This window comes from Luteibacter sp. W1I16, assembly GCF_050434905.1.
Taxonomy (GTDB): domain Bacteria; phylum Pseudomonadota; class Gammaproteobacteria; order Xanthomonadales; family Rhodanobacteraceae; genus Luteibacter.
Map to the genome: position 1 here is coordinate 3,223,611 of NZ_JBNDJJ010000001.1, position 20,213 is coordinate 3,243,823.

The 20,213-nt window shown below is 66.1% G+C and carries 22 protein-coding genes and 5 tRNA genes; 21 read left to right on the plus strand and 6 right to left on the minus strand.

Annotation, left to right across the window (positions count from 1 at the left end; all coding sequences use genetic code 11):
* Positions 1-108 precede the first annotated feature (108 nt).
* Together prfA and hemA are read right to left on the minus strand one after the other, a co-directional pair.
* Positions 109-1,191, minus strand: coding sequence for a peptide chain release factor 1 (gene prfA, locus QFZ41_RS14155; protein ID WP_371023377.1), 1,083 nt, complete (start codon positions 1,189-1,191; stop codon positions 109-111).
* 31 nt (positions 1,192-1,222) lie between these two features.
* Positions 1,223-2,494 (minus strand): glutamyl-tRNA reductase, encoded by a 1,272-nt coding sequence (hemA, locus tag QFZ41_RS14160; protein ID WP_429199355.1) that lies wholly within the window; start codon positions 2,492-2,494, stop codon positions 1,223-1,225.
* 107 nt (positions 2,495-2,601) lie between these two features.
* Between hemA and QFZ41_RS14165 the strand changes: the two genes are divergently transcribed.
* The 8 genes from QFZ41_RS14165 (at position 2,602) to ychF (ending at position 10,275) form a co-directional block, all read left to right on the plus strand.
* On the plus strand, positions 2,602-4,341 hold the full coding sequence (locus tag QFZ41_RS14165; RefSeq protein WP_429199356.1) for a tetratricopeptide repeat protein: 1,740 nt from the start codon (positions 2,602-2,604) through the stop codon (positions 4,339-4,341).
* A 187-nt stretch (positions 4,342-4,528) separates the two neighbouring features.
* Positions 4,529-5,137, plus strand: coding sequence for a lipoprotein insertase outer membrane protein LolB (lolB, locus tag QFZ41_RS14170; protein ID WP_429199357.1), 609 nt, complete (start codon positions 4,529-4,531; stop codon positions 5,135-5,137).
* 65 nt (positions 5,138-5,202) lie between these two features.
* The gene (gene ispE, locus QFZ41_RS14175; RefSeq protein WP_429199358.1) at positions 5,203-6,591 is read left to right on the plus strand and encodes a 4-(cytidine 5'-diphospho)-2-C-methyl-D-erythritol kinase; all 1,389 of its coding nucleotides are present in this window, start codon (positions 5,203-5,205) and stop codon (positions 6,589-6,591) included.
* A gap of 66 nt (positions 6,592-6,657) precedes the next feature.
* Positions 6,658-6,734, plus strand: a tRNA-Gln gene (locus tag QFZ41_RS14180).
* A gap of 71 nt (positions 6,735-6,805) precedes the next feature.
* Positions 6,806-7,744, plus strand: coding sequence for a ribose-phosphate diphosphokinase (locus QFZ41_RS14185; RefSeq protein ID WP_306850676.1), 939 nt, complete (start codon positions 6,806-6,808; stop codon positions 7,742-7,744).
* A 79-nt stretch (positions 7,745-7,823) separates the two neighbouring features.
* Entirely contained in the window at positions 7,824-8,465 is a 642-nt protein-coding gene (locus QFZ41_RS14190) for a 50S ribosomal protein L25/general stress protein Ctc (RefSeq protein WP_429199359.1), read from the plus strand.
* 105 nt (positions 8,466-8,570) lie between these two features.
* Positions 8,571-9,149, plus strand: a complete 579-nt coding sequence (pth, locus tag QFZ41_RS14195; RefSeq protein ID WP_429199360.1) for an aminoacyl-tRNA hydrolase — start codon at positions 8,571-8,573, stop codon at positions 9,147-9,149.
* A 34-nt stretch (positions 9,150-9,183) separates the two neighbouring features.
* The gene (gene ychF, locus QFZ41_RS14200) at positions 9,184-10,275 is read left to right on the plus strand and encodes a redox-regulated ATPase YchF (RefSeq protein ID WP_429199361.1); all 1,092 of its coding nucleotides are present in this window, start codon (positions 9,184-9,186) and stop codon (positions 10,273-10,275) included.
* A 53-nt stretch (positions 10,276-10,328) separates the two neighbouring features.
* Here the strand turns inward: ychF and QFZ41_RS14205 are convergent, their stop codons facing one another.
* Positions 10,329-10,736, minus strand: a complete 408-nt coding sequence (locus QFZ41_RS14205; protein ID WP_429199362.1) for a hypothetical protein — start codon at positions 10,734-10,736, stop codon at positions 10,329-10,331.
* Between the two features lie 29 nt (positions 10,737-10,765).
* Here QFZ41_RS14205 and QFZ41_RS14210 point away from each other — a divergent pair, with 29 nt between their 5' ends.
* A complete protein-coding gene (locus QFZ41_RS14210; RefSeq protein WP_429199363.1) occupies positions 10,766-11,233 on the plus strand; it encodes a MarR family winged helix-turn-helix transcriptional regulator in 468 nt (155 codons plus the stop codon).
* A gap of 10 nt (positions 11,234-11,243) precedes the next feature.
* On the opposite strand, the gene QFZ41_RS14215 is transcribed toward QFZ41_RS14210, so the two are convergent.
* The 3 genes from QFZ41_RS14215 to QFZ41_RS14225 are packed head-to-tail and all read right to left on the minus strand — an operon-like array spanning position 11,244 to position 13,937.
* Positions 11,244-11,627 (minus strand): STAS domain-containing protein, encoded by a 384-nt coding sequence (locus QFZ41_RS14215; protein ID WP_429199364.1) that lies wholly within the window; start codon positions 11,625-11,627, stop codon positions 11,244-11,246.
* Positions 11,624-12,043 carry an ATP-binding protein gene (locus tag QFZ41_RS14220; protein WP_429199365.1) on the minus strand — a complete coding sequence of 140 codons (420 nt, stop codon included), beginning with the start codon at positions 12,041-12,043 and terminating at the stop codon, positions 11,624-11,626. Before QFZ41_RS14220 ends, QFZ41_RS14215 begins: the two co-directional genes overlap by 4 nt.
* A complete protein-coding gene (locus QFZ41_RS14225) occupies positions 12,024-13,937 on the minus strand; it encodes a SpoIIE family protein phosphatase (RefSeq protein WP_429199366.1) in 1,914 nt (637 codons plus the stop codon). Before QFZ41_RS14225 ends, QFZ41_RS14220 begins: the two co-directional genes overlap by 20 nt.
* A gap of 102 nt (positions 13,938-14,039) precedes the next feature.
* On the opposite strand from QFZ41_RS14225, the gene QFZ41_RS14230 reads away from it, so the two are divergent.
* The 12 genes from QFZ41_RS14230 (at position 14,040) to rplL (ending at position 20,105) form a co-directional block, all read left to right on the plus strand.
* Complete coding sequence (locus tag QFZ41_RS14230; protein WP_429199367.1) at positions 14,040-14,525, plus strand: acyl-CoA thioesterase; 486 nt, start codon at positions 14,040-14,042, stop codon at positions 14,523-14,525.
* A gap of 264 nt (positions 14,526-14,789) precedes the next feature.
* Positions 14,790-14,875: transfer RNA gene (locus tag QFZ41_RS14235), tRNA-Tyr, on the plus strand.
* A gap of 17 nt (positions 14,876-14,892) precedes the next feature.
* A tRNA-Gly gene (locus QFZ41_RS14240) sits at positions 14,893-14,966 on the plus strand.
* A gap of 26 nt (positions 14,967-14,992) precedes the next feature.
* Positions 14,993-15,068 (plus strand) — tRNA-Thr (locus QFZ41_RS14245).
* 63 nt (positions 15,069-15,131) lie between these two features.
* The gene (gene tuf / locus QFZ41_RS14250) at positions 15,132-16,322 is read left to right on the plus strand and encodes an elongation factor Tu (protein ID WP_429199368.1); all 1,191 of its coding nucleotides are present in this window, start codon (positions 15,132-15,134) and stop codon (positions 16,320-16,322) included.
* Positions 16,323-16,418: 96 nt separating this feature from the next.
* Positions 16,419-16,494, plus strand: a tRNA-Trp gene (locus tag QFZ41_RS14255).
* A 13-nt stretch (positions 16,495-16,507) separates the two neighbouring features.
* Positions 16,508-16,903 carry a preprotein translocase subunit SecE gene (secE, locus tag QFZ41_RS14260; protein ID WP_429199369.1) on the plus strand — a complete coding sequence of 132 codons (396 nt, stop codon included), beginning with the start codon at positions 16,508-16,510 and terminating at the stop codon, positions 16,901-16,903.
* 8 nt (positions 16,904-16,911) lie between these two features.
* Complete coding sequence (gene nusG / locus QFZ41_RS14265; RefSeq protein WP_306849827.1) at positions 16,912-17,472, plus strand: transcription termination/antitermination protein NusG; 561 nt, start codon at positions 16,912-16,914, stop codon at positions 17,470-17,472.
* A 202-nt stretch (positions 17,473-17,674) separates the two neighbouring features.
* Positions 17,675-18,103, plus strand: a complete 429-nt coding sequence (gene rplK, locus QFZ41_RS14270) for a 50S ribosomal protein L11 (protein ID WP_046969514.1) — start codon at positions 17,675-17,677, stop codon at positions 18,101-18,103.
* Positions 18,104-18,106: 3 nt separating this feature from the next.
* The gene (gene rplA, locus QFZ41_RS14275) at positions 18,107-18,814 is read left to right on the plus strand and encodes a 50S ribosomal protein L1 (RefSeq protein ID WP_306849831.1); all 708 of its coding nucleotides are present in this window, start codon (positions 18,107-18,109) and stop codon (positions 18,812-18,814) included.
* A 340-nt stretch (positions 18,815-19,154) separates the two neighbouring features.
* Complete coding sequence (rplJ, locus tag QFZ41_RS14280; protein WP_429199370.1) at positions 19,155-19,688, plus strand: 50S ribosomal protein L10; 534 nt, start codon at positions 19,155-19,157, stop codon at positions 19,686-19,688.
* 45 nt (positions 19,689-19,733) lie between these two features.
* On the plus strand, positions 19,734-20,105 hold the full coding sequence (rplL, locus tag QFZ41_RS14285; protein ID WP_429199371.1) for a 50S ribosomal protein L7/L12: 372 nt from the start codon (positions 19,734-19,736) through the stop codon (positions 20,103-20,105).
* Positions 20,106-20,213 lie beyond the last annotated feature (108 nt).

Here is a 20,213-nt window from a genome sequence, read left to right on the forward strand (position 1 = left end):
GTTGGCGTGGCGCGAGCACCCATCGCCGACAGGGTCGGCTCCCACCAGGGGAGGGCCCCAGGCTGGTGGTGGGAGCCGACCCTGCCGGCGATAGGGCGCGTCGCGCCCTTACCCGCCCGCCGTCAGCGTCTGCAGCTCGTCCGCCTGGTGTTCGCGGGTGAGGGTGTCGATCAGCTCGTCGAGATCGCCCTGCATCACTTCCGTCAGCCGGTATAGCGTGAGGTTGATGCGGTGGTCGGTGATCCGGCCCTGCGGGTAGTTGTAGGTGCGGATACGCTGGCTGCGGTCGCCCGAGCCGACCTGCAGGCGGCGCGATTCCGCCTGCGCCGCGCTCTGCTTGCTGCGCTCCGCGTCCAGCAGGCGCGCCTTCAGCAGGCTCATCGCCCGGGCGCGGTTCTTGTGCTGGCTGCGCTCGTCCTGGCACTCGACCACCGTGCCGGTTGGCAGATGGGTGATGCGGATCGCCGAATCGGTCTTGTTGACGTGCTGGCCACCGGCGCCGGACGCACGGAAGGTATCGACCTTCAGGTCGGCGTCGCGCAGTTCGATGTCGTCCACCTCGTCCTGCTCGGGCAGGATCGCCACCGTGGCCGCGGAGGTGTGGATGCGCCCTTGTGATTCCGTTTCCGGCACACGCTGCACGCGATGCGTACCCGATTCGAACTTCAGCTTCGAATAGGCGCCACGTCCCTCGATGCGGGCGACGATCTCCTTATAGCCGCCGTGTTCGCCTTCGTTGGCGTTGAGGATTTCCACGTGCCAACGCTGGCGCTCGGCGTAGCGCGCATACATGCGGAAGAGGTCGCCGGCGAAGATCGCCGCCTCGTCGCCACCGGTGCCGGCGCGGACTTCGAGGAACAGGTTGCCTTCGTCGCGCGGGTCCTTCGGCAGCAACAGGATCTGCAACTCGCTGTCGAGCCGGGCCAGATGCGATTCAATGCGCTCGATATCGTCGGACGCCATATCGCGCATCTCGGGATCGTCGAGCATCGCCCGGGATTCCGCGAGTTCGCGCTCGGCCCGGTCGTGGTCCTTAAGGGACAAGGCGACGGGTTCGAGCTGGGCGTATTCACGCGAGAGGTCGCGGAAGCGCTGGCCGTCGGCGAGGACGTCCGGCTGCGCGAGCAGTAGGCCGATTTCCTCGTGGCGTTCGGCGAGGGCTTCGAGTTTGCGGCGGATCGAGGGAGTCATTCGGGGCACGAGGTCCGGCTGTAGCCGTACATCATGCGGAAACGTCGTCGTCCGGGTCCAGTCCGTAGAGACGGCCGGCCGCGTGGAGCAAGTCGAGATCGCCGGCCATGGCCGCGTCGCGCAGGCGTGCGCTGGGCGTGTGCAGGATCTTGTTGGTCAGGGTGTTGGCGAGGAAGGCGAGGGCTTCGTCGGCGGAGCGGCCTTTGGCGAGCATGGCCTGTGCCTTGGCCAGGACCTCGTCGCGCTGGGCCTCGGCGGCGACGCGCATGTCCACGGCTGGGTTGCGCAGGCTGAGGGCCCGGCGCCAGGCCATGTAGCGCTCTACCTGGAGGTCGATGATGGCGTCCGCCTCGCGGGCCGCCAGCTCGCGCGAGCGGCGGTTCTCGTCGATCACCTGCTTGAGATCGTCGATGCCATAGAGGTAGACGTCGTCGAGCTGGGCCACCTCGGCTTCGATGTCGCGTGGCACCGCGATGTCGACCATGAACATCGGCCGGCGGCGGCGGGCGGCGATCGCATCGGCGACCATGCCGCGGGTCACCACGGGTTGCCGCGAGGCGGTGGATGTGATGACGATGTCCGCTTCCGCCAGGTGGCGCGGCAGGTCCGCGAGGGAAATGGCGTACGCGCCGTAACGGCCGGCCAGTTCCTGGGCGTTCTCGAGGGTACGGTTGGCGACGATCAGGCGGCGCACGCTCTTGTCGGCAAGATGTCGCGCGGCCAACTCGATCGTCTCGCCGGCCCCGATCAGCAGCACGCAGGCCTGGCGGAGGTCGGTGAACACCTGCTCGGCCAGCCGCACCGCGGTGTAGGCGACGGAGACCGTGTGCGCGCCGATGCGGGTGTCCGTGCGGACGCGTTTCGCCACCGCGAACGTGTGCTGGAGCAGGCGCTCCATGGGTGCGCGCAGGCTCTGCGCCGAGCGCGCCTGCTGGTAGGCGTCCTTCACCTGGCCGAGGATCTGCGGTTCGCCCAGCACCATGGAGTCGAGCCCCGTGGCCACGCGGAACATGTGACGAACGGCGTCGTGCTCGTCGTGCCGGTAGAGGAACTCGTCGAGGCGTTGCGGGGTCAACCTGTGTTGCCGGGACAGCCACTGGCCAGGCACCGACTCGAATCCTTCCGCGACGCTGCAGTAGAGCTCGGTCCGGTTGCAGGTCGAGAGGATCATCGCCTCCTCGATCCCGGGTTGCCGGGTGAGGTCGCCCAGCGCCTCCGGTGCCACCGTGGCGTCGAATGCCACCTGCTCGCGCAGGCTGACCGGCGCGGTGAGGTGATTGAGCCCGAGGGCGATGAGTGGCATGACGGGCTTGGTTCGGCTTGAGTGGCGTCGGCTAAGCTAAGGGCGCATTGTGCGCTCACAAGACGTCTGGCGCTTGCAGACGCCTATCGGGAATGACGGAGAGTAGTGTGCTGAGCGGTCGGTCCAAGTTCAAGCAAGTGCGGCATCTTGTAGTCCTGGCCGTGCTGGCGGCGGCCCTCGGTGGCTGCGTCACGGCCCCGGTGGAGGCGCCGAAGGCGACCCGCACGGGCGTTCAGCCGCTGGATCGCCTGCAGGTGGCCATCGTTCCGCCCGAGCGGGACCTCCAGGCCCAGCTGATGGCCGGCGACTTCGCCCTGGCCAATAGCGACCTAAAGGGCGCCTCGGAAGCCTACGGGCGGGCCGCGCAGATCAGCGACGACCCCAAGGTGGCCGCGCGCGCCACCGAGCTGGCCCTGGCCGTGCACGACCAGCCGGGTGCCGGCAAGGCGCTCGACCGCTGGGCGGCGGTGGGCGCGAAGCCAGCCGAGCTGGCCGCGGCGCGAGCGCGCATGGCGCTGGACAGCGGCGACACGGCCGAGGCCCAACGCCAGCTCGAAGCCCTGGTCGCCACGGGCGATCCCGATGCGTGGCGGGAGTTCGGCCGAATCCTGGTGACGGCCCGCGACGCTGCCCAGGCTGGCGTCCTGCTCGAGCGCATCGCCACGCCGCAGCGCCTTCCGAATGATTCCACCGCCTGGTTGGCCATGAGCGAACTGGGCGAGAACCTTGGCCGCCACGACTACGCCAGGACCATCGGCGACGCGGCGCTGGCCCGTTTCCACGACGGCACCACGTATGCCTGGGCGGGTCAGCAGAAATTTCGCGCGGGCGACAAGGATGGCGCGAAGAAGCTGTTCGCCAAGGCCGTGGCGAAGGACCCGAAAAATCCGAGGCTGCGCCTCGCCTACGCCACCTTGCTGATCCAGGGAGGAGACGAGAAGGGCGCGACGAAACTGCTCGCCACCGGTCCCCAGAACGGCGACACCTACGCCATGCGCATGACCCTGGCCGCGCGCGGGAACGACAAGGCGGGCATCCGCCGGCTCTACGAGGAGATCCGCAAGCAGCCGGACGATGTCCAGGCCGACAACGCCTTCACCCTCGGTCAACTCGCGGAACTGCTCGGCAAGCAGGAAGACGCGCTCGATTGGTATGCCGCCGTGGGCGACGACGACCCGCGCATCTTCGACGCCTCGGTGCGAAGCGCCGTGATCCTTCACCTGCAAGGCAAGGATGAAGACGCTCACGAGATCGTGGCCGAACTGCAAACGACCTATGCCGACCGTCCCGAGCAACTACGCAAGGCCTACGCGGTGGATGGCGAGCTGTACATGGACGCCCGGCGGTTCGATGCCGCCGTGGACGCCTACGACAAGGCACTGCGCGTGAAGCCCGACGACACGGAGATGCTTTACGGCCGGGGCCTCGCTTACGCGGAGGCGGGCCGGATCGACCAGGCCGTCGCCGATTTCCGCAAGGTGCTCGAACTGAAGCCGGGCGATGTCGAAGCCAGCAACGCGCTGGGCTACACGTTGGCGGATAACGACCGGGACCTCGCCGAAGCGCAGAACCTGATCCAGGCCGCCCGCGCCGCACGGCCGGACGATCCCTCCGTGGCCGATTCCTGGGGCTGGCTGAAATTTCGCCAGGGCCAGCTCGACCAGGCGGAAAGCACCTTGCGAGGGGCCTGGTCCCAGCGGAAGGACGCCGACATCGGCGTGCACCTCGCCGAGGTGCTATGGAGCCGTGGCCAGCATGACGAGGCGCGCAAGCTGTTGAACGAAGTGCGCCGTATCGACCCGAAGAACGCCGCGCTGCAGAAGACCGAGCGGAAGCTCAATCCTTGATGGGTTTCCGCAAGCACCATCGCCGACGGGGGCGGCTCCCACCAAATCAGGCCTCGATGCAGGAGGCCGCGGATCGCCGGCACGCTTGGCTTCCACACGGCCTCGCCACGCCGCTCTTGGTGGGAGCCGACCCTGTCGGCGATTCCCGCGAAGCGCGGCCTTCATCCCCCTTCGCGAACCCCCACCGATGATCCGGCACCTACCACTCGCAGCGATCGCCCTCCTGCTCGCCGCCTGCGCCACCACACGCCCGCCAGTCCACCAGGCCGGTGATGCCGTCACCCTCGGCATGCAGGAAGAACGCGAGCGCAGCCTCGCCGACAGCGATCACTGGACCCTGCAAGGCCGGCTCTCCGTCTCCGACGGCAAGGATTCCGGTTCCGGCGGCCTCACTTGGCGCCAGGACGGCGAGCGCTATGAATTCACCGTGCGAGCCCCGGTCACCGGGCGCAGCTTCCGCCTCACCGGTGGTCCGGAAGGTGCCGAGCTGGAAGGCCTGGACGGCGGCACGCGCCGCGGTCCCGACGCGGAATCACTCATGGCCAGCGCCGTCGGCTGGCAAATTCCGATGACCGAACTCAGGCGCTGGGTGCTGGGCCTGCGCGCCGACACGGGCCCCGCGGACATCGTCTTCGGCGCGGACCGCCTGCCGTCGCGCCTGGTGCAGGATGGCTGGACGGTCGATTACCGGCAATGGGATGCCGCGAGGCAACCTCCGATGCCGGTGCGTGTGTTCGCGGAGAAAGCGCCGTACAAGGTGCGCCTGTCGATCGAGGACTGGTCCTTCGGCAGGTAGCCGCGAACGGCTCATGGAATGCGCACGGGTATACTCCGCGCCTTCCGATCCGGCTCTTCCCCTCCATGCATTTCACCATCACCCGCGCCCGCGACGACGATGCCGAGCACCTGTGCGCGATCGAGCGCGCGGCAGTGGAGTTGTTCCGTGGGCACGAGGCGTGGCCGTCGTATTCGCAGATGGCCTTGCCGCCGGACATCGTCCGCCAGTTGATCGCGCGGGGCCTGGTCTGGGTCGCTTCGGTGAACGACGAAGTCGTGGGTTTCGTCTGCCTGGATTCCGATGGCGCGCCCGATGCCATCGGCATCGCCGAGATCGACGTGATGCCCGCCTTCGGTGGCAAGGGCATCGGTGCCGCGCTGCTTGAGCACGCCTGCGCCTGGGCGCGCGAAGCGGGCTACTCGCGCGTGGATCTCGGTACGCTCGTCGATGTGCCCTGGAACGCGCCGTTTTATGCGAAGCATGGGTTCCGGATCGTCGATAAACATGCCCCGGCGTTCGCGCTGGCGCTGGCGCGCGACCGTGAGAATGGCTTTCCCGATCACCTGCGCGTCTTCATGAGCCGCGATCTTGAGCCATTGGCCGAGGGCGACTGGACCGTCTGGCCGGCGCCCGCGAAGCTCAACCTGTTCCTGCGTATCGTGGGCCGCCGCGAGGATGGCTACCACGAATTGCAGACGGTGTTCCGCCTGCTGGACTGGGGCGACGAGGTACGCCTGCGCGTCCGCGCCGACGGGGCGATCACCCGCCCCACGCCCGTGGCGGGCGTCCCCGAGGACGTCGACCTCACGATTCGCGCGGCCCGCCTTCTGGCGGTGGAGACGAGCACGGCACTGGGCGCCGAGATAGCCGTGTCCAAGCGCATCCCGATGGGCGGCGGCCTCGGCGGCGGAAGCTCGGATGCGGCGGCCGTCCTGGTCGGGCTGAACACGCTCTGGGGTACCGGCCTGGACGAGGACGCCCTGGCGGCGCTGGGGCTGAAACTGGGCGCCGACGTGCCGGTCTTCATCCGCGGCCGCTCGGCCTGGGCCGAGGGCGTGGGTGAACGGCTCACCCGCACGCCGCTGCCCCGGCGCTGGTACGTGGTGGTCGACCCGCATGAACACGTGCCCACGGCGGCCCTGTTCGCCGCTCCCGAATTGACACGTAACGCCCCGCGGGCGACAATTTCATCCTTTGTTTCCGGGGATTCGACGGAAAACGCCTTCGAACCGGTGGTCCGCGCGCGCCATCCGCGGGTGGCCGCGGCGCTCGACTGGCTGGCAGGCTTCGGCCATGCACGCCTGTCCGGCAGCGGCGGCTGCGTCTTCCTGGAAACGAGAACCCACGAGGCGGCGCTTGGCGTCGCCTCGCGCTGTCCCGGGGGCTTCACCGCCCATGTGGCGGCGGGCGTCGATCCTTCACCGCTGCTCGTGACGCGGGGCCGGATCGAGGCGAGGGGAATCGTGTCGTAAGGACGGGTAGGGCCGCGGGCTGCGGCAAAACCATGGCGAGCGGATCGGCTCGCTGGAACGAATTGTTGGGGCGTCGCCAAGCTGGTTAAGGCACGGGATTTTGATTCCCGCATGCGCAGGTTCGAATCCTGCCGCCCCAGCCACCGTTCGCGGTGGCAAAGACGAACCAACCCACTCTCACGCCAGGAGTTCCTCCGTGGATACGTCCACCCCGATGCTGTTCAGCGGCAATGCGCACCGCGCGCTTGCCGACGATGTCGCCGCCCGTCTCGGCATTCCGCTGGGCAAGGCCCTCGTCGGCCGGTTCAGCGATGGCGAGGCGCAGGTCGAGATCGAAGAGAACGTGCGCAAGCAGGAAGTCTTCGTCATCCAGCCGACGGGCGCGCCCAGCGCGGAGAACCTGTTCGACCTGCTGGTCCTGGTGGACGCGCTCAAGCGCGCCTCGGCCGGCAGCGTCACCGCGGTGATGCCGTATTTCGGCTACGCCCGGCAGGACCGCCGCCCGCGTTCGGCGCGCGTGCCGATCACGGCGAAGCTGGCCGCGAAGATGATCGCCACGGCCGGCGCGGACCGCGTGCTCACGATCGACCTGCACGCGGACCAGATCCAGGGATTCTTCGATATCCCGGTCGACAACGTGTACGCCTCGCCGGTGCTCCTGGCCGACATCTGGCGTCACCACAGCATGGACGACCTGATCGTGGTCAGCCCCGACGTCGGTGGCGTGGTGCGTGCGCGTGCGCTCGCCAAGCGCCTCGACGACGCCGACCTCGCGATCATCGACAAGCGCCGCCCGAAGGCGAACGTGGCCACGGTCATGAACATCATCGGCGACGTGGAAGGCAAGACCTGCGTGCTGGTGGACGACATCGTCGACACCGCCGGCACGCTTTGCGCCGCCGCGGCGGCGTTGAAGGAAAAGGGCGCCCGCAAGGTCGTCGCCTACTGCGTGCATCCGGTCCTTTCGGGGGCCGCGATCGACAACCTGGAACACTCCCAGCTCGACCAGCTGGTGGTGACCAATACGCTGCCGTTGCGCGATAACGCCCGTAACTGTGCGAAAATCCGCCAGTTGTCGGTCGCGGAACTGCTCGCGGAGACGATCCGCCGCATCGCCTTCGGCGAATCGGTGAGCTCGCTCTACATCGACTGATCCACCGTTTTTCGGGCTCCCCTGGTCGCGGGGGAGCCCTTTACCCACCGCCGCGAGGCGGTTTACTTGAGGCAACACCATGGCTACCAATCATCAGCTCACGGCCACGAGCCGCAGTGTGGAAGGGAAGGGTGCGAGCCGCCGCCTTCGCATCGCGGGCTACGTGCCGGCGATCGTGTACGGCGCGGGCGAAGCCCCGCAGGCGATCCAGGTCCTTCACAACGACGTGCTGCTCGGCTCGCGTTTCGAGTCGTTCTACTCGTCGGTGATCGAACTGACCGTCGACGGCAAGAAGCAGAAGGTCCTGATCAAGGACTGGCAGAAGCATCCGTTCAAGCAGCTCATGCTGCACATGGACTTCCAGCGCGTGAACGAGAACGAGGCCGTCAAGGTCGCCGTTCCGGTGCACTTCCTGAACCAGGAGAAGTCCCCGGCCGGCAAGACCGCCGGTCTGGTGATCTCGCACAACCTGACGGAAGTGACCGTCTCGTGCCTGCCGAAGGATCTGCCTGAGTTCATCGAACTCGACCTGGGCAACCTGAAGGCCGGTGACATCGTCCACCTGTCCGATCTCAAGCTGCCGGCTGGCGTGGAAATCCCGGAACTGGGCCTCGGCAAGGAGCACGACGTCGCCGTCGTCACCGTGGCCTCGATCCAGGAAGAAGTCGATCCGGCTGCCGCCGAGGGTGGCGAGACCCCGCCGGCCGACGAGAAGAAGTAATCGGCACCCTGTGGGAGCCGCTTCAGCGGCGATGGGCGCCACGGCGTCACCGCTCCGTTGGCTTTTCGCCGATGAATCGGCTCCCACATGTTCCCGATGAAAGCAATGGCGACACTTCGTCTTATTGTCGGCCTCGGTAACCCCGGGGCCGAGTACGTCAGGACCCGGCATAACGCCGGGTTCTGGTGTGTCGACGCCCTGGCGATGGACCAGGGGGAGCGTTGGGCGTTCGATGGCAAGCTGCATGGCGAGACCTGCAAGCTGCGCATCGGCGGCGACACCGTCTGGCTGCTCAAGCCCGCGACGTTCATGAACAAGAGTGGCATCGCCGTCGCCTCGGCGCTGCGCTACTACAAGATCGCGCCGGAGGAGTGCCTCGTCGCCCACGACGAACTGGACCTCCCGCCCGGTACCGTCCGCATGAAATTCGATGGTGGCCACGGTGGCCAGAACGGATTGCGCGACATCGTGGCCCACCTGGGTCACGGCAAGTTCCATCGCTTGCGGATCGGCATCGGCCATCCGGGGCACAAGGACAAGGTCACCCCGTGGGTGCTCGGCCGCCCCAGCGCGGCCGACGAGGACGCCATCATGCACGGCATCGGGCGCGCGTTCGACGTGCTGCCGCTGGCGCTCGATGGCAAGTTCGACGAGGCGATGAAACGCCTGCACACGGTCGCCTGACCGCCCTCAACTCCAACCGGACACCAGATTCGCCATGGGCATCAAATGCGGCATCGTCGGCCTTCCCAACGTCGGCAAGTCCACCCTGTTCAACGCGCTGACCAAGGCCGGCATCGCCGCTGCCAACTTCCCGTTCTGCACGATCGAGCCGAACACCGGCATCGTCCCGGTGCCCGACCCGCGCCTGGACGAACTGGCCGCGATCGTGAAGCCGCAGCGCGTGATTCCCACCACGATGGAGTTCGTCGACATCGCGGGCCTGGTCGCCGGCGCGTCGAAGGGTGAAGGCCTGGGCAACAAGTTCCTGGCCCACATCCGCGAGACCGACGCGATCGCCCACGTCGTGCGCTGCTTCGAAGACGGCAACGTGATCCACGTCGCGAACAAGGTCGATCCCATCGCCGACATCGAGACCATCGACACGGAGCTGGCGCTGGCCGATCTGGAAGCCGTGCTGAAGGCGCTCGACCGCGCCACCCGCTCGGCCAAGGCCAACGACAAGGACGCCCTGGCGAGGAAGCCGGTGCTCGAGAAGCTCGCCAAGGTGCTCGATCAGGGCAAGTCGGCGCGTACGGCGGGCCTCGATGCCGAAGAGAAGGCCCTCGTCCGCGACATGTTCCTGATCACGATGAAGCCGCTGATGTACATCGCGAACGTGGCTGAGGACGGTTTCGAGAACAATCCGCATCTCGACGCCGTGCGCGCCCACGCCGTGGCGGAGGGCGCCGAAGTGGTGCCCGTCTGCGCCGCCATCGAAGAAGAGCTGGCGCAACTTGAGGATGCCGACCGAGACGAGTTCCTCAAGGATCTCGGCCTCGACGAGCCGGGCCTCAACCGCGTGATCCGCGCAGGCTACAAGCTGCTCGGCTTGCAGACCTACTTCACCGCCGGCGAGAAGGAAGTCCGCGCCTGGCAGGTCCGCGCCGGTTCCACCGCCCCGCAGGCCGCCGCCGTCATTCACACCGATTTCGAGCGCGGCTTCATCCGTGCCGAAACGGTCGCCTACGACGACTTCATCAAGTTCAAGGGCGAGCAGGGCGCGAAGGAAGCCGGCCGCCTGCGCCTGGAAGGCAAGGAATACCTCGTCAAGGAAGGCGACATCCTGCACTTCCGCTTCAACGTCTGACGAGCGTTCCCGCTAGAGGGCTGGGGCCCCGTGGCAGCCCTGTGGGAGCCGCTTCAGCGGCGATCCCGCGGCAGCGGGCCATGGTGCGACCGGCGACGGGACTGGCCCTCCGAGCGAGCATCGAGTGCCTTGCTAGCGGCCGCCCAGGCGACGAGGCCGCTAGCGATGCCCATGGTCCACAGAATGCCGTGAAGGTCGAGAAAGGCGCCGTGGAGCAACTGGCGAGTGGCATGCGCGACATCGATCGCGAAGCAAGCCTGCACCGAGAGGACGCCGATCAGGAACAGCAAGGGATAGGGAATGAGCTTGATGATGTCGTCGATGATGAAGATGACATCCAGCACGGGGTTCCAGAGAGCACTCCAGACATCCTGAATCATCGCGGCTCGCCTCCCCAGGGATGGACGGATCATATCCGCCCCGTGATCCTTGCTTAGCAAACGCAATTCAATCGCTTGCAATCTAATATCGGCGCCCCTATTTTCCCACCATGAGCAAGAATTCCCTGCCAGAAGGCCTCGAACCCCCGCGCACCCTCGACGGGCAGCTCTGCTTCGCGCTGTATTCGGCGAACCTGGCCATGGGCAAGCTCTACCGGCAGTTGCTGGCTAAGCTCGACCTCACCTACCCGCAGTACCTGGTCATGCTGGTGTTATGGGAGCGCGACGGGATCACCGTCTCGGAACTGGGCGGGCACCTGTACCTCGACTCCGCCACGCTCACTCCGTTGCTGAAACGGCTGCAGTCGGCGGGGTTGGTGCAGCGTACGCGCGGCACACAGGACGAGCGGCAGGTCATCGTCACCCTGACGGACGAAGGCAGGGCGCTGCGCGCGAAGGCCGGCCACGTGCCGGAAGAGGTGTTCTGCGCGACCGGCTGCGAGGTCGACGAATTGATCGGACTCAAGCATCAGCTGGAGACGTTGCGGGCGAGCCTGATCGATGGCAGCAGGGGCTGAGGCGGCGCCTTCAGCCTCCCGGCGCGGTCATCTGCCGCTGCATGTGGTCCAGGTACTGGTCGAGTTCCGCCACGTTGGCGAAGACCTCGGCGACAGGTACCGCTTTCACGATCTCGAAGACCTTCTTGACCTGCGGCTGCGGGTTGAGCAGAAGCGTGCGGCCATCGCGGTCGTGCATCTGCTTGCGCAGTTGCGCAAGGCTGCGTAGCCCTGCGCTGCTGATGTATTCCAGCGCGGAGAGGTCGACCACGAGCGTTCCGCCGTTGTCGACCAGTGGCGTGATGTCACGCATCGCCTCGTCGAAGGCGGCGAACGTCGCGGCGTCGAGGCGGCCTTCCAGCCACACCGTGCTGCGGTCGGTGGTCGGGCTTTCGCTGCGGACGATGAGGGTCATGTGGCGGGCTCGTCGAAGGGGTCGAAGCGGATGACGACACGGTTTCCGTGTGCGTCGCGTGCATAGTGGAAGTCGCTGGCGATGCTGCGCGCGAGGTGCAGCCCGAGACCGCCGATTTCGCGACGCGCGATGTCGCCGGGAAGATGCGGGGGCTCGTGCTGCAGCGGGTCGAACGCCATGGCATCGTCGCGCAATTCGAGGTGGACCGCATCGGCCTCGATCCGGAGCGTGATCTCGATGCTGCCGTCCCGGCCATCGGGGTAGCCGTGGCGAACGGTGTTCACCAGCAGTTCCTCGAGCACCAGCCGTACGTCGGCACGACAGGCCGGATCCACCTCGGCGCGGTCCAGCGTGCCTTCGGCCCGGTCCAGGGCGTGGAAAACGTCCTCGAGCCGGTTAGGAATGCGCAACCGCATCGAGGCGGACTCCCTCGGCGCCGCTGTCGTGCCAGGTGAGCGCGAGCAGCGCGATGTCGTCGTAGGCTGGTGCGCCGTCGACATAGGCGTCGACATCGCCAAGGACGCGCTCGATGTAGGCTTCCGGCGCCGCGCCTTCCTCGATGCGCGCGACGCTGTCGAGAATGGCATGCGTCCCGTAAAGGCGCTGGTTGCCTGCGTGCGCCTCGCTGACGCCATCGGTGTACATGAGCAAGGTATCGCCCCCAAGCAGCGTTAGTACCCTTACAGGGTAGCGCGCTTCGCGGTCCAGGCCGAGCGCCGGCCCGGTTTCGACGTCCACCAGGATGGCGCTGCCCCCGGCATGCAGTACCGGCTGTTCATGTCCGGCGCTGGCCAGGCTGAGCAAGCCGGTTTCGGTCTCGACGACCCCGCAGAGGAGGGTGACGAACATGCAGGTATCGTTGCCCTTGCATAATTCGCGGTTCAACGCGCCCAGGATGTCGCTGGGCGAGCGGGCGTGGGTGGCGAGGGTGCGCGCCAGGGTGATCGTGCGCGCCATGAACAGCGCGGCTGGGATGCCCTTGTCCGAGACATCGCCCACCATCACGCAGACATGCCGCGCCCCGAGGGTGAAATAGGTATACAGGTCGCCGCCCACCGCGCTCGCCGGGCGCAGCGCGGCATGCAGCTCGATCCGGCCGTCGGCCGCCAGCCAGTGGGGTTCGGGGATCAGGGCCAGCTGGATCTGCCGGGCGATCTCCAGTTCGCTGGTCATGCGCTCCTGTTCGCGGGCGATGCGCTTGGCGGAGTCGATATGGCCGGCCAGCTGGTGGCGCATCTGGTCGAAGGCCCGCGTGAGCCGGCCCACCTCGTCGTTGCGCCGCACGTGGGGCAGGGCGAAGTCGAGTTCGCCGCGCGCGACGTCCTCGACGCGATCGGAGAGCACCACGAGCGGGGCCATGAGCCGCCGCGTGATGATCAGCGCGATGAGGGACACGCCGGCCAGCGCGAGCACGCCCAGGAGGATATCGACCGAATAGGTCTGCCGGAGGTCTGCCAGGACCTGCCGCTCTGGCATGGTCAGCCCGAAGGTCCAGCTCGTGCCGGGTATCGGCACGAAATAGACCCACACCGGTTCGCTCACGCGGCCACCCATTTCAGGCGTGATCCGGGCGGGATTGCGCCGCTCGGCGATGGCCGCGAGCAGTGGCTTGCTGCCGCGCGTGCCAATGTAGGAGGTCCAGTCATGGGCGAGGAATTCGCCGCTGGCATCGATGACGAAGGCTGAAGCGTGCTCCGGCTTGTTCAGCTCCCCCAGCAGTTGCTGAAGCCAGCCGAGGCTGATGGTGGCGTCCGCCACGCCGATCACGGACCGGGTCTTGCCGGGGATGGCGACGGAATAGCCTACCAGCGGGTCGCTTCGGTCGACCGAATGGAACGGCGCCTGCCAGCAGCCGCGTTCGCAATTGAGGCCGCGGACGAACCAGGGCGCCCGCCAGTACAACTCGGGATCGCCGAGGCGGCTGCCCATGCTCAGCTTGCCGTCCGCCGCGCGGCGGGCCACGGGCGCGTCCTCGTCGCGTGGGGCGTCGGCGTTGTGCGGGATGAAGGCGGCAGTGATATCGACCAGTTCCGGATTGACCGCGAGGGTGTCCCGGATCAGCGCCGGTGCCTCGTCGCGGCGCGTCCCGAGGATGCCGGCGAGCACCTGGGAGACCTTTGCCACGCCATCGATGCGGCCTTTTATCCGCGTCGCAGCCCAGCCTGAGACGGCAGCGGCTTCGCGTTCCGTCTGCTTGAGGATCTGCTCCCGGGTATGCGACAGCATCAGCCCGCCCGTGACGATCAGGACGATCGCCGAGCCCAGGAGAACGCCCAGGGCGAGCCGCGAGGCGACGCTGCGAAGGACCATAGAGCGCTCCAGTGGGCTATGCCACGGAATCTATGCTGCCCCGGGCAGGCCTACAAGCCGCGCGAACGTCATAATGTGATCTTTTCCCAGATAGGTAAGGGCATGTCCGGCACCCAGCGCGAAGTCGAGTTCCGTTTCCTGGCCCAACCCACCGATGTGAATTTCGGCGGAAAGGTGCATGGCGGCATGGCGATGAAGTGGCTCGATCAGGCGGGCTACGCCTGCGCCGTCGGCTGGAGTGGCGCCTACTGCGTCACCGCGTCGGTCAGTGGCATCCAGTTCCTCGCGCCCATCCTGATCGGTGATCTGGTCACGGTACGGGCTCGGCTGATCCACACCGGCACTTCGAGCATGCATCTCTCGGTGGATGTGCTCGCGCGCGACCTCCGCAGCGGGGAAGAGCGCCTCGCCACCAGTTGCGTGATGGTTTTCGTGGCCCTGGACAAGCCTGACGGCGGCAGGCCCACGCCGGTACCGCCGTGGACGCCGGTCGAGGAGAAGGACCGGCGCCTGCAGGAGTACGCGCTGAAACTGATGGAGATGTCGCGCGCGATGGAGCCGCTGGTCCGCGCGACCCGCGAGGCTTGAATCGCCGATAGGATCGGCTCCCACCACAGCAGTCCGAGCGGCCCACCAGATGGCGCCAACCTGGTGGGAGCCGACCCTGTCGGCGATTCATTCCGCACAAACGCTTCACTTCCCCCGAACCCACCGCTACACTGCGCGGCCCCCTCGCCAGGCACCCGTCCAGCGGGGTGTCGCGGCGTTCGGAAGCCGCTGCCGCATGTGATTTCAGCGTGCGGAAGTTGTTGACAGTTTCCGGGACGCTCGCGACAATAGGCGTTCTTTGTTGGAGGAATACCCAAGCGGCCAACGGGGGCAGACTGTAAATCTGCTGGCTTACGCCTTCGGTGGTTCGAATCCACCTTCCTCCACCAGACGAGTTCCGCGTAGTGCGGGAGTAGTTCAATGGTAGAACTTCAGCCTTCCAAGCTGATTGTGCGGGTTCGATTCCCGTCTCCCGCTCCATTGTTCTCACGCGCGCTGCGTCACGTGCTCATGTAGCTCAGTCGGTAGAGCACTTCCTTGGTAAGGAAGAGGTCGCTGGTTCGATTCCAGTCATGAGCACCATCTTCGTCGTCCGCGGCGGTTCCTTTTTTACTATCTCATTGGCTCCAGCGGAGTTTAGCGCTCATGGCAAAGGGTAAGTTCGAACGTAAGAAGCCGCACGTCAACGTCGGCACCATCGGTCACGTCGATCACGGCAAGACCACGCTGACGGCCGCGCTGACGAAGATCGGTGCCGAGCGCTTCGGCGGCGAGTTCAAGGACTACGGTTCGATCGACGCGGCGCCGGAAGAGAAGGCGCGCGGTATCACGATCTCGACCGCGCACGTGGAATACGAATCGCCGAAGCGCCACTACGGCCACGTCGATTGCCCGGGCCACGCCGACTACGTGAAGAACATGATCACGGGTGCGGCGCAGATGGACGGCGCGATCCTGGTGTGCTCGGCCGCTGACGGCCCGATGCCGCAGACGCGCGAGCACATTCTGCTGTCGCGCCAGGTGGGCGTGCCGTACATCGTCGTGTTCCTGAACAAGGCCGACATGGTGGACGACGCCGAACTGCTCGAGCTGGTCGAGATGGAAGTGCGCGAGCTGCTGTCGAAGTACGAGTTCCCGGGCGACGATACGCCGATCGTCCACGGTTCGGCGCGTCTGGCGCTGGACGGCGACCAGTCGGAGATCGGCGTGCCGTCGATCATCAAGCTGGTCGATGCGCTGGACAGCTGGATTCCGGAGCCGGAGCGCGACATCGACAAGCCGTTCCTGCTGCCGGTGGAAGACGTGTTCTCGATCTCGGGCCGCGGCACGGTGCTGACCGGTCGCGTCGAGCGCGGCATCGTGAAGGTGGGTGACGAGGCCGAAGTGGTTGGCCTGAAGGACACCCTGAAGACGGTGGTGACGGGCGTGGAGATGTTCCGTAAGCTGCTGGACCAGGGTCAGGCCGGTGACAACGTCGGCGTGCTGGTTCGCGGTCTGAAGCGTGAAGACGTCCAGCGTGGCCAGGTGCTGGCCAAGCCGGGTTCGGTGAAGCCGCACACGGACTTCGAGGGTGAGGTGTACATCCTGTCGAAGGACGAGGGTGGCCGTCACACGCCGTTCTTCAGCAACTATCGCCCGCAGTTTTACTTCCGCACGACGGACGTGACCGGTTCGATCACGCTGCCGGAAGGCGTGGAGATGGTGATGCCGGGTGACAACGTGAAGATCACCGTGGCGCTGCAGGCTCCGATCGCGATGGACGAAGGCCTGCGCTTCGCGATCCGCGAAGGCGGCCGCACCGTCGGCGCTGGCGTCGTCTCGAAGATCAACAAGTAAGAAGACAAGCGATGCCGGTCCTTCGGGGCCGGCACCCGGTCGCGGGGCGGGTGGGTCGTAGACCGCCCGCTTTCGCGGTTCCACTGTTTTATTTGTACGCCAGTAGCTCAATTGGCAGAGCAGCGGTCTCCAAAACCGCAGGTTGGGGGTTCGAGTCCCTCCTGGCGTGCCACTCTTGAGTGCGCATGAATACGAAGGCACAAGAAGCCAAGGGTTTGAGCCCGGCCGATATCGGCAAGCTGGCGCTTGCGCTGGTCGTGCTCGCCGCCGGCATCGTCGGTTTCTACTATTTCAGCGATAACCCGAATGTGCCGTCGATCGCGCGCGTCGCCGGTGTGCTCGTCGCTGTCGCGGCCGCCCTGGCGATCGGTGCCTTCACGGTGCCGGGTCGTAAGCTGCGCGGCTTTATCGCCGAATCGCAGTTCGAGTTGCGCAAGGTCGTCTGGCCGTCGCGCGACGAAACGCTGAAGACCACCGGTATCATCATGGTGGTCGTCGTCATTCTTTCGCTGTTGATGGGGCTGATCGACTGGTTGTTGAAGTCGCTCGTGCTCGATTGGCTGTTGAAACTCGGACATTGAGGTAAGGCATGAGCAAGCGCTGGTACGTGGTTCACGCCTATTCGGGATTCGAGCAGCAGGTTCGCAAGGCCCTCGATGAGCGCGTCAAGCGCGAGGGCATGGAAGAAAAATTCGGTGAGATCCTGGTTCCGACCGAGGAAGTCATCGAGATGCGCGGCGGCCAGAAGCGTCGCAGTGAGCGCAAGTTCTTCCCCGGTTATGTCCTGGTCCAGATCGAGACCGATACCAGCGGCAAGACGCCGCGTATCGATGACGAGTGCTGGCACCTGGTCAAGGAAACCCCGAAGGTCATGGGTTTCATTGGCGGTACCGCCGACCGTCCCCACCCGATCCGCGACAGCGAGGCCGAGGCCATCCTGAGTCGCGTTCGCGAGGGTGTCGAGAAGCCGCGTCCGAAGGTCCTCTTCGAGCCGGGCGAGATGGTCCGCGTCACCGACGGTCCGTTCAACGACTTCAACGGCGTGGTCGAGGAAGTCAATTACGAGAAGAGCCGCCTGCGCGTCGCGGTGCTCATTTTCGGTCGTTCTACCCCGGTCGAACTCGAGTTCGGCCAGGTGGAGAAGGCCTGACGGTCTTCTGACTGGTCGAGGCCAGTCCATTCGGCATGGGGTTTGCTTAACCCGCGCCGGACGCCTATAATGCCCGGTTCACGCTGGAGCCTTGCGCTCCGGCGTGTCCGTGTTTCAGGGGTTCGCAGGTGCGGCCCTACCACTTCCACGGATGGTCTACAGCGAGGAGCCGCAAGGCGCCAGCACTCGCGAGGAAAGTTAAATGGCAAAGAAAGTCATTGGTTACATCAAGTTGCAGGTGAAGGCAGGTCAGGCGAATCCCTCGCCGCCGGTGGGTCCTGCGCTCGGTCAGCGCGGCCTGAACATCATGGAGTTCTGCAAGGCGTTCAATGCCGCCACGCAGAAGCTCGAGCCGGGTCTCCCGATCCCGGTCGTGATCACGGCCTACTCGGACCGTACCTTCACCTTCATCACGAAGACTCCGCCGGCCTCGATCCTCCTCAAGAAGATCACGGGCGTCGCGAAGGGTTCGCCGAAGCCGAACACCGACAAGGTGGGCAAGGTCACCCGCGCCCAGCTCGAAGAGATCGCGAAGCAGAAGGAGCCGGATCTCACGGCTGCCGATCTGGATGCCGCCGTGCGTACGATCGCCGGTAGCGCGCGTTCCATGGGTCTGGTAGTGGAGGGTTAAGACATGGCAAAGCTCACGAAGCGTATGAAGGCCGCCACGGCCGCCGTTCAGCCCGGCAAGACCTACGGTCTCGACGAGGCGCTGAAGATCGTCAAGGACAACGCCAAGGCGAAGTTCGCCGAGTCGGTCGATGTGTCGGTCCGTCTGGGCATCGACGCGAAGAAGTCGGACCAGGGTGTGCGCGGCTCGTCGCTGCTGCCGCATGGCACCGGCAAGACCGTTCGCGTCGCCGTGTTCGTTCCGGCCGGTGAAAAGGCCGACGCCGCCCTCGCGGCCGGCGCCGACGCCGTCGGTATGGACGACCTCGCCGAGAAGATGCAGGCGGGCGACCTCAACTATGGCCGCGTCATCGCGACGCCGGACGCCATGCGCGTCGTCGGTAAGCTGGGCCAGGTGCTTGGTCCGCGTGGCCTGATGCCGAACCCGAAGGACGGCTCGGTCACCGCCGACGTCGCCACGGCCGTCAAGAACGCCAAGGCCGGCCAGGTCAAGTTCCGCAACGACAAGGGCGGCATCATCCACGCCACCATCGGCAAGGCGAGCTTCGAAGCCGCCCAGCTGGCGGACAACCTGAATGCGCTGATCGCCGATCTGCTGAAGGCCAAGCCGGCCGCGGCGAAGGGTCAGTACATCCAGAAGGTGTCGCTGTCGAGCACCATGGGCGTGGGCGTGCCGGTCGATACCTCGACCGTGAACACCTCGACCAAGTAAGTGTTACGACCCTCGCCGGCAGGCCGGCGGGGGCACGTTTTTGAGGGCGGCCCCGGTTGTGATACCGGGGCAGCCGTCAAAGACCGTAGGCGCGAACAGCGCGCGACGGCGACGAGCAGGGAGCTCGTGTTGGCAAGGAAACGCCGTCGTCGGTAGCGGGTTCGCTTAATCGGATGCCTCTCCGGATCCAGCCTGCGTAGATGGTGTAGCCCCTTCTGGCATTCGTTTCGAATCTGGAAAGGCCACCACCCGGGACGTTCCCGTCCCCGACGTCAGGATGATGTCGCCCAGGACCGCAAGCGGCAGGAGTCGTGAGCGGAGTTCACAAGAGGAGCGCAATGTGGCCCTTAACCTGTCCCAGAAGCAAGAAGTAGTCGCCGAGCTGGCAGAAGTCGCCGCGAAGGCTCACTCCTTGGTCGCCGCCGAGTACGCAGGCACCACGGTCTCTCAGATGACCGCGATGCGTAAGAAGGCTCGCGAGTCGGGCGTTTTCTTGAAAGTTGTCAAGAACACGCTCGCCGCGCGCGCCGTGGCCGGTACCGAATTCGAGGTCGTCAAGGACGCCCTGGTCGGTCCGCTGCTGTATGCGTTCTCGCTCGAAGAGCCCGGTGCTGCCGGGCGCGTGATCAAGGAATTCGCGAAGACCAACGACAAGCTGATCGCGAAGGTCGTGTCGGTGGAAGGCAAGCTCCTTCCGGCCGCCCACGTCGACGTGCTCGCGTCGTTGCCGACCCGCGAAGAAGCTCTGTCGATGCTGGCTCGCGTCCTGTCCGAACCGGCTGCGATGTTCGCACGCGCCGTCAAGGCGGTGGCCGACAAGCAGGGTGGTGGCGATGTCGCCGCAGAAGCCCCGGCCGAAGCCGAGCCCGCCTAAGTTCGCCGACTTTTCTCATCGAAACCATTTAAAAGGTACGAAACAATGTCCACCCTGACCACCGAACAGATCGTCGAAGCCATCAAGGCCAAGTCCCTGATGGAAATCATGGAACTGGTGAAGTCGATCGAAGACACCTTCGGCGTCTCGGCTGCCGCCCCGGTTGCCGTTGCCGGCCCGGCCGCTGCCGGCCCGGCTGCTGAAGAGCAGACCGAGTTCGACGTGATCCTGAAGTCCGCCGGCGACAAGAAGGTCGACGTCATCAAGGCTGTCCGCGCCATCACCGGCCTGGGCCTGAAGGAAGCCAAGGACCTCACCGAGGCCGGTGGCGTCGTGAAGGAAGCCGCCTCGAAGGAAGACGCCGCGAAGTTCAAGAAGGATCTCGAAGCTGCTGGCGCCACGGTCGAACTCAAGTAATCGGCGCCTTGCGCGCCAGTAGTTCGATATGCGTCAAGTGAGCCTGGGGGCGTAAGCCCCCGGGCTTTGGCCGTTACTCAGGCCGGGTTACACGTTCCATGCTCCATG

Excerpts from the sequence above, each read along its gene's own strand:
- lolB (WP_429199357.1), top strand. The coding sequence starts at position 4,529 with ATGATCCGGCACCTACCACTCGCAGCGATCGCCCTCCTGCTCGCCGCC.
- QFZ41_RS14210 (WP_429199363.1), top strand. The coding sequence starts at position 10,766 with ATGAGCAAGAATTCCCTGCCAGAAGGCCTCGAACCCCCGCGCACCCTC.
- nusG (WP_306849827.1), top strand. The coding sequence starts at position 16,912 with ATGAGCAAGCGCTGGTACGTGGTTCACGCCTATTCGGGATTCGAGCAG.
- ispE (WP_429199358.1), top strand. The coding sequence starts at position 5,203 with ATGCATTTCACCATCACCCGCGCCCGCGACGACGATGCCGAGCACCTG.
- QFZ41_RS14230 (WP_429199367.1), top strand. The coding sequence starts at position 14,040 with ATGTCCGGCACCCAGCGCGAAGTCGAGTTCCGTTTCCTGGCCCAACCC.
- prfA (WP_371023377.1), bottom strand. The coding sequence starts at position 1,191 with ATGACTCCCTCGATCCGCCGCAAACTCGAAGCCCTCGCCGAACGCCAC.
- QFZ41_RS14220 (WP_429199365.1), bottom strand. The coding sequence starts at position 12,043 with ATGCGGTTGCGCATTCCTAACCGGCTCGAGGACGTTTTCCACGCCCTG.
- QFZ41_RS14215 (WP_429199364.1), bottom strand. The coding sequence starts at position 11,627 with ATGACCCTCATCGTCCGCAGCGAAAGCCCGACCACCGACCGCAGCACG.
- pth (WP_429199360.1), top strand. The coding sequence starts at position 8,571 with ATGGCGACACTTCGTCTTATTGTCGGCCTCGGTAACCCCGGGGCCGAG.
- rplA (WP_306849831.1), top strand. The coding sequence starts at position 18,107 with ATGGCAAAGCTCACGAAGCGTATGAAGGCCGCCACGGCCGCCGTTCAG.
- hemA (WP_429199355.1), bottom strand. The coding sequence starts at position 2,494 with ATGCCACTCATCGCCCTCGGGCTCAATCACCTCACCGCGCCGGTCAGC.
- QFZ41_RS14190 (WP_429199359.1), top strand. The coding sequence starts at position 7,824 with ATGGCTACCAATCATCAGCTCACGGCCACGAGCCGCAGTGTGGAAGGG.
- QFZ41_RS14225 (WP_429199366.1), bottom strand. The coding sequence starts at position 13,937 with ATGGTCCTTCGCAGCGTCGCCTCGCGGCTCGCCCTGGGCGTTCTCCTG.
- secE (WP_429199369.1), top strand. The coding sequence starts at position 16,508 with ATGAATACGAAGGCACAAGAAGCCAAGGGTTTGAGCCCGGCCGATATC.
- rplK (WP_046969514.1), top strand. The coding sequence starts at position 17,675 with ATGGCAAAGAAAGTCATTGGTTACATCAAGTTGCAGGTGAAGGCAGGT.
- QFZ41_RS14185 (WP_306850676.1), top strand. The coding sequence starts at position 6,806 with ATGCTGTTCAGCGGCAATGCGCACCGCGCGCTTGCCGACGATGTCGCC.
- tuf (WP_429199368.1), top strand. The coding sequence starts at position 15,132 with ATGGCAAAGGGTAAGTTCGAACGTAAGAAGCCGCACGTCAACGTCGGC.
- rplL (WP_429199371.1), top strand. The coding sequence starts at position 19,734 with ATGTCCACCCTGACCACCGAACAGATCGTCGAAGCCATCAAGGCCAAG.
- ychF (WP_429199361.1), top strand. The coding sequence starts at position 9,184 with ATGGGCATCAAATGCGGCATCGTCGGCCTTCCCAACGTCGGCAAGTCC.